The organism is Streptomyces sp. NPDC054866 (genome assembly GCF_053610745.1).
Window position 1 is genome coordinate 747,157 of the sequence record NZ_JBSGZA010000003.1, and the last position, 12,064, is coordinate 759,220.

Consider the following 12,064-nt stretch of genomic DNA (forward strand, 5'->3'; position numbering starts at 1 on the left):
CATGGCAACCACCGACGCCGGACTCTGGGACCTCCTCCTGCGCGACGATTCCCACGGAGTCCTGCACCACTGGCAGGAGGACGACGGCTTCGGGCACACCCCCTGGAGCGAGGTCGTCGCCGACGCCCACGGCATGGCCGCGACCCTGCGCGCCGCGGGTGTGCGCCCCGGCAGCCGGGTCGCCACCGTCCTGACCAACTCGGCGCACACCCTGCGCGGACTCCTCGCCGTCTGGCTGGCCGGCGGGGCCGTCGCCTCCTTCCCGCTGCCCGCCCGCGGCCAGAGCCCGCAGGAGTACGGCGCCCAGCTGAGCCTGCTCGCCGAGCGGCTCGGCCCCACGGTGCTCCTCATCGACCAGGCCCTGGAGCCGCTCGTCCCCGTGGAGCTCGCCGCACAGCTCCCGGTCCTCAACTGGACGTCCCTGTACGGGGATCAGCGCATCGACCCGACGCCACCCGGCGCCGAGGACACCGCCTTCATCCAGTACTCCTCGGGGAGCACGAGCCTGCCCAAGGGCTGCGAGCTCAGCACCCGGGCCATCGGCACCCATCTGCACATGCTGCACGAGATGACCGGCGGGCGCCCCGGCGCCGAGACCATCGCCTCCTGGCTGCCGCTCTCGCACGACATGGGCATCTTCGGGACCATGCTGCACGCCTGGGCGTTCGACTACGACTTCGTCCTGTCGTCGCCCGAGCGGTTCGGCATGGCACCGCGCACCTGGTTCCGCGACATGTCCGAGTACGGCGCCACCATGACCGCGGGCACCAACACCGCCCTGCACCTGGCCGCCCGCGCGCAGGGCCGCAACCAGCTGCCCAAGCCACTGGAGCTGAAGGTCTGCGTGGTGGGGGCGGAACGCGTCGACTGGGAGACCCTGGAGGCCACCGTCGCCGCGTTCGGCCCCTCGGGTTTCGCGGCCACGGCGTTCATGCCCGCGTACGGAATGGCCGAGGCGACCCTCGCGGTCTCCTGCTCCCCGCTCGGCGAGGCCCCCGTCACCCGCAGCTTCGACGGTTCCGCGCTGCTCGACGGCCGCATCGTCGAGGTCCCCGAGGACGCGCCGGGCGCCACCCGGCTCGTCTCCAACGGGCCGCCGCTGCCCGGCGTCACGGTGACCACCGGGGAACCGGACCGCGTCTCCGAGCTGCGCGTCGACTCGCCGAGCCTGGCCAGCGGCTACCTGGGCGACGCCGAGCGCACCGCCGAGCGCTTCCACGACGGCATCCTGCACACCGGTGACCTGGGCTTCGTCCACGACGGAGAGGTGTACTTCGTCGGCAGGGCCGACGACCTGATCTCGGTCGGCGGACGCAACGTCTACACCAGCGAGATCGAATCGGCGGTCGAGGCGATGGGCCCGGTCCGCAAGGGCTGCTCGGCGCTCGTCGACATGGCCGGCGGCGGCGTGTCCAAGCTGGTCCTTCTCCTCGAACCCAAGCGCAGCAGCGCCGACTTCGCGCTCATCGCCGACCAGGCCGCCGCCGTGGCCAGGGAGAAGTCGGGCATCGCACTCTCGGAGTGCGTCTTCGTGGAGCGCGGCCATCTGCCGAGGACACCCAGCGGCAAGATCCAGCGCTTCCGCTGCCGGGCCCTGCTCGGCGGCGACGCCGACCAGCTGCAGACCATTGCCCGGGTCCAACTGGGCTGACCGGACCGGCCGTTCGGCCCGGCCGGCACGGCGACACCGTACGAGAAGGGATCCACCATGCCCCAGGTCCAGGCACCGCCGCCGGGCTTCTTCGCCGACACCGAGATCGTCGGCAGGGAGGACCATCTGCGACTGCATCTCAACGAGAACCCGTACGGTCCGCCGCCCGGAACCGTCGACGCCGTGAGGGCGGAGGCGGCGAGCTACCTCAACCGATACCCCGACAGCGAGTGCGGCGAACTCCGCGGCAGGCTGGCCGGCCACTTCGGGGTCACCCCCGACATGGTCGCCGTCGGCAACGGCACCGACGAACTGGTCCTCGTCACCTCGATGGCGTTCCTGCGCGAGCCCGGCGCCTCGGTGGTCACCACTGCCACCACCTTCCCCGGTTACGTTGTGTCCGCCGCGGCCGTCGGGGCGCGGGCGCACACGGTCCCGTTGGAAGGCGCCTCGATCCCCGTCGACGGGGTGGTGGCCGAGATGGAGCGCGGCGCCGAACTCGCCTTCGTCTGCAACCCGCTCAACCCCACCGGAGCGGTGCTCGACCGGGCGGCCGTGTCGGAACTGATCGACGCCGCGGAACGCAGCGGGACGGTGCTCGTCTTCGACGAGGCCTACATGGACTTCGCGGGCCCGGCCCACGAGTTCGCCCTCGACGCGGTGCGCGAGGGCCGCCGCGTCCTGGTGACCCGCACCTTCTCCAAGGCGTGGGGACTCGCCTCGGTCCGCATGGGCTTCGTCATCGGCCCCCAGGACCTCGTCCAGCGGATCAACACCGTCGCGGCCGCCCTGCCCTTCAACGTCAACCGTCCCGCCCAGCGGGCCGTGCTGCGCGCCCTCGAACAGCCCGAGCACATCGACCGGGTGCGCGAGGACAACGCACGGGCCAGGGAACTGCTCTGCAAGTCCCTGGACAACCTGAACATCGAGTACGCCCCGTCCGTCTCCAACTTCGTGATGGTGAAGGTGCCGGGGGAGCCGGGGCAGGGAACGGCCCCCGGGGACAGCGTGGGGTTCGCGGCCCGGCTCGCCGCCGAGCACCGCATCTTCGTACGCAACCTCGACGTGCTCGGACTCCCCGGTTATCTGCGGATCTCCGTAGGGACCGTGGACGAGGTGGAGCGCCTGTCCACGGCGCTCGCCGCCCTGCTCGGACACCGGTCATGAGCCACTACAGGTCGAACCTGCGGGATCTGGAGTTCAACCTCTTCGAGGTCCTCGGCTGCGAGCGGACGTACGGCAGGGGCGCCTTCGAGTCGACGGGCCGTGACACCGCGCGCGGCATCCTGGCCGAGGTGGAGCGGCTCGCCGTGCACGAACTGGCGGACCCCTTCGTCGAGGCCGACCGCACCCCGCCGCGCTACGACCCGGCGACCCGTTCGGTCACCCTGCCCGACTCCTTCAAGGAGGCGTACCGCACCTGGATGGAGTCCGGCTGGCACCTGCTCGATCTGCCCTCCTCCCTGGGCGGCGCCGATGTCCCGCCGTCCCTGCGCTGGGCCGTCGCCGAGCTCGCACTCGGCGCCAACCCCTCGCTCTACCTCTACCAAGGCCTCGCGGGCTTCGCGAAGATCCTCGACCGGCTCGGCACCCCGGACCAGCGGCGGCTCGCCCGCCTCATGGTCGACCGGCAGTGGGGCGCCACCATGGTGCTCACCGAGCCGGACGCGGGCAGCGACGTGGGCGCCTGCCGGACCAAGGCGGTCCGGCAGCCGGACGGCAGCTGGCACATCGAGGGCGTCAAGCGGTTCATCACCTCCGGGGAGCACGACCTGGCCGAGAACATCGTCCACTTCGTGCTCGCACGCCCCGAGGGCCACAAGCCGGGAACGAAGGGCCTCTCGCTCTTCCTCGTACCGAAGTTCCACATCGCCGACGCCGTGACGGGCCGCCTCGGCGAGCGCAACGGCGTCTACGCCACCGCCCTCGAGGACAAGATGGGCCTGAAGTCCTCGGCCACCTGCGAGCTCACCTTCGGCGCCGAACAGCCCGCCGTCGGCGTGCTCCTCGGCGAGGTCCACGACGGCATACGGCAGATGTTCCAGGTCATCGAGCAGGCCCGGATGATCGTCGGTACGAAGTCGGCGGCCACTCTCTCCACCGGCTACCTCAACGCGGCCGCGTACGCCAAGGAGCGCCTCCAGGGCACGGACCTGGCCGCCTTCGGCGACAAGTCCGCGCCGAAGGTCCCCATCACCCGCCACCCCGAGGTCCGCCGCTCCCTGCTCCTCCAGAAGGCGTACGCCGAGGGCCTGCGCGCCCTGGTCCTGCACACCGCGACGGTGCAGGACCGGATCGCGGAGGCCGAGGCCGCGGGCGGCGTCGACGAAGAGGCGAAGGCACTCAACGACCTGCTGCTCCCGATCGTCAAGGGCTACAGCTCCGAGCGCGCCTGCGAGCAGCTGAACCACGCGCTCCAGATCTTCGGCGGCGCCGGCTACATCAAGGACTTCCCGCTGGAGCAGTACATCCGCGACACCAAGATCGACACGTTGTACGAGGGAACCACCGCGATCCAGGGCCTCGACTTCTTCTTCCGCAAGGTGGCGAAGGACCAGGGCGCCGCGCTCGGTGCGCTCCTCACCGAGGTGGAGAAGACCGCGCACGCCGTCACGGGCGGCGAACTCGCCGAGGCACACGCCCAGTTGGCGGAAGCCGTGGCGCAGCTGCGGGCCATCGTCGACGTCATGGGCGGGCACCTGCTGCGCTCCTTCGAGGAATCCACGGCGATGTACCAGGTGGGGCGGAACACCACCAGGCTCCTGATGGCGGCCGGCGACGTACTCGTCGGCTGGCTCCTGCTCCGTCAGGCCACGGTGGCCGAGTCGCAGCTGGCGCGGCGGCCGGATGGCCTGAACGCCTCCGACGCGGCCTTCTACCGAGGCAAGATCGCAACAGCCAGGTTCTTCGCCCAGGAGGTGCTGCCGCTGCTGACCGCGGAGCGCTCCGTCGCGGAGCGCACGGACACGGTGCTCATGACCGTGCCGGACGAGGCCTGGTGAAACCGAAGCGCCCGGCGGGCAGACACCTGTATCGCCCGCCGTTGACCTGTAAGGAGCGACATTCATGACCGAGTCCATCGCCCACCTGCCCTCGGGCCACCAGACGATGCTGCTGGCCCACCGTGCCATGGTGCGCGACCTCGACCGCGTGGCCCGCAGCGCCGAACAGCTGGCCCGTACCCCCGACGCCGGACAGGCCGCCGCCCTCCTCGACTACGTGGACAAGCTGTTCCAGGTGATCGAGCACCACCACGAGGGCGAGGACGACTTCCTCTGGCCGCGCCTGCGCGAACTGGGCGCCGACCAAGAGGCGTTGGCCCTCATGACCGCCGAGCACGAAGAGCTCGCGAAGGTCCTGCACACCTGGCACGAGACGAGCAAACGGCTCGGCACGGACCCCGCTGTCGCGGCGGAACTCGCCAAACGCACGGAGGAGGTGCGTGAACAGCTGGCCGGGCACGCGGGCGACGAGGAGCGGGAGCTCCTCGGCCGGCTCGCCCCGGCCCTCGGCAAGCAGATCTGGAAGGGCTTCGCGACCCACATGCGCAAGACGGCCCCCGGCTGGACGCTGCGTTTCATGCCGGCCTGGCTGCTGTCCGTGGCCGGACCGGGTGAGCAGGGCGGCGTCGCGGCGGCGCCGATCGGCCGGCTGTTCAGCGGCTGGCTGGAGAAGCGCCAGCGCGCCGCCTTCGGCGAGAACTACTGAGACCCACCGGACGGCCGCGCGTCACCGGACGAGCACTGCCCTGAGATGAGTTGACCGGCCAAGACCAACAACTGCCCGAGCTGAACCGCTGAGTCGCACGGCGACCTCGACACCCCTCTGCGTCACGCGAGTCCGGGTGGCGGTTCAGTGCGTCCTGAATCACGGAGGGAACCCTCATGAGTCCGTCGGTATCGGCCGTCACTCCGCAGTACGGGAAGGCGGACACACCGGATCGCCCTGCCGCGTCACCCCTGGAACGGGGACAGCGGTGGATAGAAGAGTTCATCATGCGGCCGCACGAGCGTATCAACCGGGAGGGCGCCGTCTGCCCGTTCGTCGAATCCTCGATGAAGGCACAGAGCTTCCGCATCGAGGAGTGGCGGGTCGATGCGGACATCGACGCCGAAGGAATGGTGGGCCTCGTGCGCCGGATGGCCGAGGCCTTCGAGACCACACGCTGGGAGGGCCGCAACCGCGTCCTGCACACCCTCGTCCTGGTCCTGACGGGACTCCCCGAGGAAAGCCACCGCCTGCTCGACGAGGCGCACGCCCTCGCCAAGCCCGAACTGGTCGGCCGCGGCCTGATGCTGGCGCAGTTCCACCCGGACTGCGACGAACGCGCCGCGCGCAACGCGGAGTTCGAGGTGTCGCGCTCACCCGTGCCGATGCTGGCGATGCGCTGGATGGCCTTCCACGACGTACTGTTCCTCGGCTCGGACCCCGAGTGGTTCGCCGCCTACGAGGAGCGGTACGGAGGCAGACACGAGCGGGGTTCGGTGGCCGACCCGATGTTCGCCGAGGCCTTCGCAGAGGCACGGGACAAGTGGGGCACCACATGAGCCCGACACTGAGCACCTCCCAGGGCGCCCGCTTCGCACGGATCATGGGCGTGGGTACGTACCGCCCGCGACGGATCGTCGACAACGATGAAGCCAGCCGCCTCATCGACTCGTCGGACGAATGGATCCGCGCCCGCACGGGGATCCGCACCCGACGCTGGGCAGGACCCGACGAGACCCTGGCGGTGATGGCCGAGGAGGCCGCGGCCAAGGCCATCGCGGCGGCGGGCATCACCCCGTCCGACGTCACCTGCGTCATCGCCGCGACGTTCACCTACCTCAAGCAGACCCCGGCCGTCGCGACGGAGATCGCGCACCGCGTCGGAGCGCGCGGCGCAGCGGCCTTCGACCTGTCGGCGGGCTGCGCCGGGTTCGTGCACGGCGTGGTGCTCGCGGCGGACGCGGTCCGCAGCCGCGGCGGCCACGTCCTGGTCGTCGGCGTGGAGCGGATGACCGACCTGCTGAACCTCAAGGACCGCTCGACGGCCTTCATCTTCGGGGACGGCGCGGGCGCCGTGGTGATCGGCCCCTCCGAGACCCCCGCCATCGGCCCGGCGATCTGGGGAGCGGACGGCTCCCAGGCGGACGCGATCGAGCAGACGGCCCCGTGGGACGTGCTCAGGGACTCGCCCGAGCAGGAGTTCCCATGGATGCGCCAGGAAGGGCAGCGGGTCTTCCGCTGGGCCGTCTACGAGATGGCCGAGGTCGCAGGCCAGGCCCTGGACGCCGCCGGTCTGACCCCCGCCGACCTCGACGTCTTCATCCCGCACCAGGCCAACGTCCGCATCATCGACGCGATGGCGAAGCGCATCGGCCTGCCGGAGGGCGTGCGGGTGGCCAAGGACATCGTCACCTCGGGCAACACCTCCGGCGCCTCCATCCCGCTCGCCATGGACGCGGTGCTCGCGTCGGGCGAAGCGAAGCCCGGCGACACGGCCCTGCTGCTCGGCTACGGGGCGGGCCTCTCGTACGCGTCGGTCGTGGCCACCATGCCGTGAGGCGGGGCCGAGGCCGCACGGACCCGACCCCGCCTCTTCTTCGCGCGTGATCCGGTACTACGCGTTGAGCAGACCCGTGACGGGCGCGGCCAGGTCCGTCACCTGGTGCAGCTGCTGCAGCTCGTACAGGCCGTTGAGCCCGTTGAGCTGCTGGGTCACGGACGGCACGTCGGCGCGGTGCTCCTCGGGGATCTGGGACGCGGCGAGCGAGTTGAGCATGCCGGTGGGGGAGATGGCTTCGGCGTTCGCCGCGGGGGCGGCCAGGGCGGAGGCACCGGCGGCGAGAGCGAGGACGGCGGCCATGCGTCGTGTTGAGATCATGTGATGCGCAACGGCTCGGAACAGCGGTGGACACGGGCGATCGGACGATTTCACCAATGATGTACCGATCGGTGCCGTTACCTGCGGTCGATGACGCCGTTGAAGGGACAGTACGGCCGCGTGCATGCGGCCGTACTCGTCAATTCAAAGGAGAACGTGATGTCTCGCATCGCGAAGGCAGCCGCTGTTGCCCTCGGCACGGGCGCCGTGGTGCTCAGTGGCACCGGTATGGCCATGGCGGACGCGGGCGCCGAGGGTGCGGCCGTGGGCTCGCCCGGCGTCCTTTCGGGCAACCTCGTCCAGGTCCCGGTCCACGTCCCGGTCAACGTGTGCGGCAACACCGTGGACATCATCGGGCTGCTGAACCCGGCGTTCGGCAACACCTGCGTGAACGCCGACGGCGGCCACGGCCACGGCAAGCCCCACGGCGGCTACGGCGGCTGACCCCCGTGTGTGAGCCCCCGGCTGTCCGACGACCACCGGGGGCTCTTTCACGCGTAGCGGTAGATGCCCCGATGGCCGATCAGTTCGTCCGGCTTCGCGTCCCACGGCGGCATCCCTTCGAAACGGGCACAGATACGGCCGTGCGGCGGGCCGTGCCCTGGCCTCGGCGGCTTCTCGGGCAGATAGGGCGCGGAGCGGGGGTGGCGGGCCTGCCAGCGGTCCCACAGCAGGTCCACGAAGGCGTGGTTCAGCCAGAAGACAGGGTCGTTGACCGACGCGCCGCCGAGCATGTGCCCGCCGACCCAGCGGTGGACGCGGTTGTGGTTGCGCCACTTGCTGTTGCCGCTGCCGGAGGTCCACCCCTCGAGCTTGTTGCGGAACCCGCCGGGCGAGGTGGAGTCCCAGGGCTCTTTGTCGTACACGGGGTCGCGCATGGCCCAGGCCAGCTGCGCCTCGGTGGGCAGCTCGATCGGGTTCTGCGGCCTGCCGAAGTCGCGCATGAGGAAGTCGCCGTCCGTCTCCCCTTCCTTGATGACCCAGGTCCCGTTCGTGCGGGCGAAGGGGCCGGTCATCACCTGCCGGTCGGAGCGCCGTCCGTTGCCGCCCATGAGCCCGCTGCCCCAGAGCGAGGCGCCGGGCGTCCTGTCCACCGTCCAGTCCCAGTACGGGACGGTCACCGCGGGGTCAAGGCGTTGCAGGGCCTGCTCGAACTCCAGGAGGAACCTGCGGTGCCAGGGCAGGAACGAGGGCGTCATGTGGGCCACCCGTAGTCCGTTGTCCCCGTCGGAGATGTAGTGCTCGATGTGCGTCCGGACGAACTCGTCGTACTCGCCCTTGCGTTTGAGTTCGAGCAGCGCGTTGACGAACCGCCGCTTCTCGGCGCTGGTGAGCCGGGCCTGGTTCTTGCGCGTGTAGACCACTTCGGTTCGCTCCTCCTCCGGTCCGGGTGGGCGCGGCAGTGATCAGACGTCCCCGGCGCGCAGTTGCCGGCCGGGGCCGAGTTCGTCCACTGCTCTGCGGGTGGCGATGAGAGGCGTCGGATACGACTGGTAGTGGTCGATCATGCTCAGGTAGCCGCCGTCGGCGCGCCGCATGAGGTGGAGCGGGCGCCCGTCGACGGTGATGTCCCAGGAGGCGCCCGCGTGTTGATGTCCCGCGGCGGCTCTCGATCCGCGGATGTGCCGACCCTCGTACATCTCGTCGAACGAGCCGTCGCCGAGGTCGTCCGACGGCGGGTGCTGAGCCGGGCGCCGCGTCCACCAGTGGAGGACGGTCTGCCCCGTCACGGCGGCGACGGCCACTCCGATGAGGTTCCGCATCGTGGCCCTGCGGGTGAGGTCTGAGAGCGGCATCAACTGGTCCAGAAGTCCCACCAGCGGGTGAGGATCAGCATGCCGACGATGCCGACGTGCAGCACCGGAAGCACCCAGGTGAACTCACCGAGGAACGTACGCAGCCAGGAGGGCGCGGGCAGGAAGCCCTTGCGGACGTTGAACGACGTGACGTACCAGAACATGATGATCGTGGCGACCCAGGCCAGGCAGCACCACAGGCACAGCGAGTTGATCTCGTACAGCGACTGGTACTGGAGCCACGTGCAGAAGCCGACCCCGAAGAGCATGCCCGCGTTCAGCGTCAGCCAGTACCAGCGCGGGAAACGCGCGCGGCCCAGCAGGCTCATGCCGACACAGATCACTGCGGTGTACGCGGCCAGGCCCAGCATCGGGTTCGGGAAGCCGAACACCGATGCCTGGTCGCTGGTCATGATGTTGCCGCAGGAGACCACCGGATTGAGGCTGCACCCCGGCGTGAAGTCCGGGTCCTCAAGGAGCTTGAACTTGTCCAGCGTGATGACCCACGCCGCGAGCAGACCCGCCGCACCCGTGATCACCAGAAGCAGCGCGAACGCACGGCTCCCTCCGGTGCCGCCGGACGGCGGGTCCACGCGCCCTAAGGGGGCTTCGGGCCTACGGGCTTCAGGAAGAGGTGTCTTGGTGTGCATCGCCGCGGTGCTCCTAGCCGCGCAGGCTCTTCGGGGTGAGCAGGCAGTGCGCGGCCCGGGTCAGGGTCTCCTCGGAGCCCGCGAACGCCGTGAGGGCCTCCTCGGCGAGGGGAACGCCGGGCTTGGCCTCGGGCCAGGGGCGCGTGGTGAACATGAAGTAGGCGTGGCCCCGTTCGCCCACCGCTGCGAGCCACTCCGGCGGTACGACGCACTGGGCGTTGAGGTACGGCATGTTCAGCACGGCCTGGCCGGCCTCGACGAGGAGGGTGACGGGCAGGCTCGGGTTGCGGGAACTCTCCACGACGGGGCCGCCGATGGGGAGTCCGGTGTTCTCCAGCAGGATCTCGATGGCTTCGGTCGCGGCCTCGGGTCCGCCTTCGCCGTCACCGAGCGAATAGGCGAGCAGGAAAGCCATGTCCTGTTCGTCCTCGGGGTTTTCACCACTCCAGGGGACCACGGTGAGGGTGCCCAGATCGGCGGCTCGGAAAGTGCGGGTCTCGCTCGATGTCGACGTCATCCCGGAACCGTATCGATGTGTCCCGATCTCCCGCCCCCGCCTGTCACTTGACTGGGTGATTGTGGGCGAGCGATCACACGATCGGGGCACGCGCCGGTCGAACTCCGGGTCCCCTCAGTCGAACTGAGACCGAGAGCGGAACCAGGAAAGGCGGGGGAAAGGGGGAAAAGCCAGAGGGCCGGTTCCGCAGAATGTGTCTGCGGAACCGGCCCTCACTGCCGCGTGCCGTTTGCTCGCGGCAATACTCCTCGGGGTTTCAGATGTTGTCCCCTGACGGTGCATCGCGCCGAATGAAGGAGCCGAAAGGGGCTCTACTTCGCGACGGGAAGTCCGCCGAGGAGCTTGCCCGCGCCGCCACCCGCGTGCAGGCTCTCCGCGGCGCCGGACACGGCGTTGACGACCGAGTCCTTGTTGTCCTTGTCGAGGGCGTTCGTGGCCAGCGGGGCCGCGTCGATCTTCGACGTCGAACCGGCGATCGTGTCAACTGCACCGTTCAGGCTGGTGGGCGTGAGGTCGGCGGCAAAGGCGGGTGCGGCGGCACCTGCGATGACCATGGATCCGGCAACGACGGCGGCAGCCTTCAGGGGCTTCATCGTGTTCCTTTCTGCGGCGACGGACGGTCGCCAGAGGGGATTTTCACTTCGCCATGGGTAACGAGCCTTGTGTACGGCGGAAACTCTGTGCGGCGGAAATTCCCGGAACCCACCCGAACGAAGGCGGTGTCTCATTCTCGTATGAGATGGACGCGATACGGGCGGCTGTGCGGCGGTGCCGCGGACGTGAAAAGCCCGTCGCGCCGACCGTGCGGGCCGACGCGACAGGACGGGAACTGAACGGGTCTCAGGAAAGCGCGGGCGCCTTGGGCAGGGACGACAGGCCCGCCAGGTCGGGTGCGGGGAGGCCGCTGCCGAGCAGCGTGGCGGCGACGAGGTTGACGAGGCCGGTGAGCACGGGCGGCACCGCTCCCGTGACCTTGGTGACGTCGCCGCCGGTGGCCGACTTGAGCAGGGTGTCGACCGCGGTCTGCAGTGCCTTCAGGGCGTCGGCCTTCGGGTCGGCCGCCGCCTTGTCCTCATCCGAAGTGCCGTCATCCGCAAGGGCCTTGGGGAGCGCAGGCGTCAGCGGGAGCGCGGGAGTCTCGGGAGCCACCGAGGTCTCGGGGGCCTTGGGGGCCGTGGCGGCGGCCTTCGTGATGGCGTCCTTCACCGGGGCGGCGAGCTTCGTGGCGTCCGCGGCCGGCAGTTGACCGTTGTCGGCCTTGAGCACGGCGGTGAGCAGATCGGTGACCGGGGTGAGCACACCACCGGCGTCGCCCAGGGTCTTGACCTGGGCGAGCAGCTTGTCCGCGTCGGGGACCGGCGCGCGGGCCGCCTCCTGGGCGCTGCCCTGCGGAGAGTCGCTCTCGGCTGCGACGACGGGGCCGGCCGTCCCGAGGGGGAGCGAGACGCAGAGGACGGTGGTCGCGATACGCCGTACGGGCAGAGCGCGCATGGATGTTCCCTTCGGTGATGCGATCGGATCTTGTGTTCACCGTGAAAGCGGTGGGCACCGACCGCAACCGAGCGACTGCCATTCGGGGGCACG

General features: G+C 70.2%; 14 protein-coding genes. 7 read left to right on the forward strand and 7 right to left on the reverse strand.

Annotation, left to right across the window (positions count from 1 at the left end):
- Position 1: 1 nt before the first annotated feature.
- From ACWGI2_RS18775 to ACWGI2_RS18800, 6 genes are all read left to right on the forward strand, one after another.
- A complete protein-coding gene (locus tag ACWGI2_RS18775; RefSeq protein ID WP_453696388.1) occupies positions 2–1,651 on the forward strand; it encodes an AMP-binding protein in 1,650 nt (549 codons plus the stop codon).
- 57 nt (positions 1,652–1,708) lie between these two features.
- Positions 1,709–2,818 carry a pyridoxal phosphate-dependent aminotransferase gene (locus ACWGI2_RS18780; RefSeq protein ID WP_453696390.1) on the forward strand — a complete coding sequence of 370 codons (1,110 nt, stop codon included), beginning with the start codon at positions 1,709–1,711 and terminating at the stop codon, positions 2,816–2,818.
- Positions 2,815–4,653 carry an acyl-CoA dehydrogenase gene (locus tag ACWGI2_RS18785; RefSeq protein WP_453696391.1) on the forward strand — a complete coding sequence of 613 codons (1,839 nt, stop codon included), beginning with the start codon at positions 2,815–2,817 and terminating at the stop codon, positions 4,651–4,653. The genes ACWGI2_RS18780 and ACWGI2_RS18785 overlap by 4 nt, the downstream gene beginning before the upstream one ends.
- A gap of 64 nt (positions 4,654–4,717) precedes the next feature.
- On the forward strand, positions 4,718–5,359 hold the full coding sequence (locus ACWGI2_RS18790; protein WP_453397708.1) for a hemerythrin domain-containing protein: 642 nt from the start codon (positions 4,718–4,720) through the stop codon (positions 5,357–5,359).
- A 176-nt stretch (positions 5,360–5,535) separates the two neighbouring features.
- Complete coding sequence (locus tag ACWGI2_RS18795) at positions 5,536–6,198, forward strand: DUF6875 domain-containing protein (protein ID WP_453696392.1); 663 nt, start codon at positions 5,536–5,538, stop codon at positions 6,196–6,198.
- Positions 6,195–7,196, forward strand: coding sequence for a beta-ketoacyl-ACP synthase III (locus ACWGI2_RS18800; protein ID WP_453696394.1), 1,002 nt, complete (start codon positions 6,195–6,197; stop codon positions 7,194–7,196). Before ACWGI2_RS18795 ends, ACWGI2_RS18800 begins: the two co-directional genes overlap by 4 nt.
- A gap of 57 nt (positions 7,197–7,253) precedes the next feature.
- Here ACWGI2_RS18800 and ACWGI2_RS18805 read toward each other — a convergent pair whose 3' ends face one another.
- The gene (locus ACWGI2_RS18805; protein WP_453397711.1) at positions 7,254–7,499 is read right to left on the reverse strand and encodes a hypothetical protein; all 246 of its coding nucleotides are present in this window, start codon (positions 7,497–7,499) and stop codon (positions 7,254–7,256) included.
- Positions 7,500–7,676: 177 nt separating this feature from the next.
- On the opposite strand from ACWGI2_RS18805, the gene ACWGI2_RS18810 reads away from it, so the two are divergent.
- Positions 7,677–7,961, forward strand: a complete 285-nt coding sequence (locus tag ACWGI2_RS18810; RefSeq protein WP_453397712.1) for a chaplin — start codon at positions 7,677–7,679, stop codon at positions 7,959–7,961.
- A gap of 47 nt (positions 7,962–8,008) precedes the next feature.
- Here the strand turns inward: ACWGI2_RS18810 and ACWGI2_RS18815 are convergent, their stop codons facing one another.
- From ACWGI2_RS18815 to ACWGI2_RS18840, 6 genes are all read right to left on the reverse strand, one after another.
- Positions 8,009–8,881 carry a tyrosinase family protein gene (locus ACWGI2_RS18815; protein WP_453696395.1) on the reverse strand — a complete coding sequence of 291 codons (873 nt, stop codon included), beginning with the start codon at positions 8,879–8,881 and terminating at the stop codon, positions 8,009–8,011.
- 42 nt (positions 8,882–8,923) lie between these two features.
- Complete coding sequence (locus tag ACWGI2_RS18820; protein ID WP_453696397.1) at positions 8,924–9,313, reverse strand: tyrosinase family oxidase copper chaperone; 390 nt, start codon at positions 9,311–9,313, stop codon at positions 8,924–8,926.
- On the reverse strand, positions 9,313–9,963 hold the full coding sequence (locus tag ACWGI2_RS18825; protein WP_453696399.1) for a vitamin K epoxide reductase family protein: 651 nt from the start codon (positions 9,961–9,963) through the stop codon (positions 9,313–9,315). The genes ACWGI2_RS18820 and ACWGI2_RS18825 overlap by 1 nt, the downstream gene beginning before the upstream one ends.
- 13 nt (positions 9,964–9,976) lie before the next feature.
- Positions 9,977–10,480, reverse strand: a complete 504-nt coding sequence (locus ACWGI2_RS18830) for a DUF5949 family protein (protein ID WP_453696401.1) — start codon at positions 10,478–10,480, stop codon at positions 9,977–9,979.
- A 311-nt stretch (positions 10,481–10,791) separates the two neighbouring features.
- Entirely contained in the window at positions 10,792–11,073 is a 282-nt protein-coding gene (locus ACWGI2_RS18835) for a hypothetical protein (RefSeq protein WP_453397717.1), read from the reverse strand.
- A 247-nt stretch (positions 11,074–11,320) separates the two neighbouring features.
- Positions 11,321–11,971 (reverse strand): hypothetical protein, encoded by a 651-nt coding sequence (locus ACWGI2_RS18840; protein WP_453696402.1) that lies wholly within the window; start codon positions 11,969–11,971, stop codon positions 11,321–11,323.
- Between the last annotated feature and the right edge of the window lie 93 nt (positions 11,972–12,064).

What these genes read in the sequence shown, in the direction of transcription:
- ACWGI2_RS18800 (WP_453696394.1), top strand. Translation starts at nt 6,195, where the DNA reads ATGAGCCCGACACTGAGCACCTCCCAGGGCGCCCGCTTCGCACGGATC.
- ACWGI2_RS18790 (WP_453397708.1), top strand. Translation starts at nt 4,718, where the DNA reads ATGACCGAGTCCATCGCCCACCTGCCCTCGGGCCACCAGACGATGCTG.
- ACWGI2_RS18775 (WP_453696388.1), top strand. Translation starts at nt 2, where the DNA reads ATGGCAACCACCGACGCCGGACTCTGGGACCTCCTCCTGCGCGACGAT.
- ACWGI2_RS18785 (WP_453696391.1), top strand. Translation starts at nt 2,815, where the DNA reads ATGAGCCACTACAGGTCGAACCTGCGGGATCTGGAGTTCAACCTCTTC.
- ACWGI2_RS18830 (WP_453696401.1), bottom strand. Translation starts at nt 10,480, where the DNA reads ATGACGTCGACATCGAGCGAGACCCGCACTTTCCGAGCCGCCGATCTG.
- ACWGI2_RS18820 (WP_453696397.1), bottom strand. Translation starts at nt 9,313, where the DNA reads ATGCCGCTCTCAGACCTCACCCGCAGGGCCACGATGCGGAACCTCATC.
- ACWGI2_RS18825 (WP_453696399.1), bottom strand. Translation starts at nt 9,963, where the DNA reads ATGCACACCAAGACACCTCTTCCTGAAGCCCGTAGGCCCGAAGCCCCC.
- ACWGI2_RS18835 (WP_453397717.1), bottom strand. Translation starts at nt 11,073, where the DNA reads ATGAAGCCCCTGAAGGCTGCCGCCGTCGTTGCCGGATCCATGGTCATC.
- ACWGI2_RS18795 (WP_453696392.1), top strand. Translation starts at nt 5,536, where the DNA reads ATGAGTCCGTCGGTATCGGCCGTCACTCCGCAGTACGGGAAGGCGGAC.
- ACWGI2_RS18805 (WP_453397711.1), bottom strand. Translation starts at nt 7,499, where the DNA reads ATGGCCGCCGTCCTCGCTCTCGCCGCCGGTGCCTCCGCCCTGGCCGCC.
- ACWGI2_RS18780 (WP_453696390.1), top strand. Translation starts at nt 1,709, where the DNA reads ATGCCCCAGGTCCAGGCACCGCCGCCGGGCTTCTTCGCCGACACCGAG.
- ACWGI2_RS18840 (WP_453696402.1), bottom strand. Translation starts at nt 11,971, where the DNA reads ATGCGCGCTCTGCCCGTACGGCGTATCGCGACCACCGTCCTCTGCGTC.
- ACWGI2_RS18810 (WP_453397712.1), top strand. Translation starts at nt 7,677, where the DNA reads ATGTCTCGCATCGCGAAGGCAGCCGCTGTTGCCCTCGGCACGGGCGCC.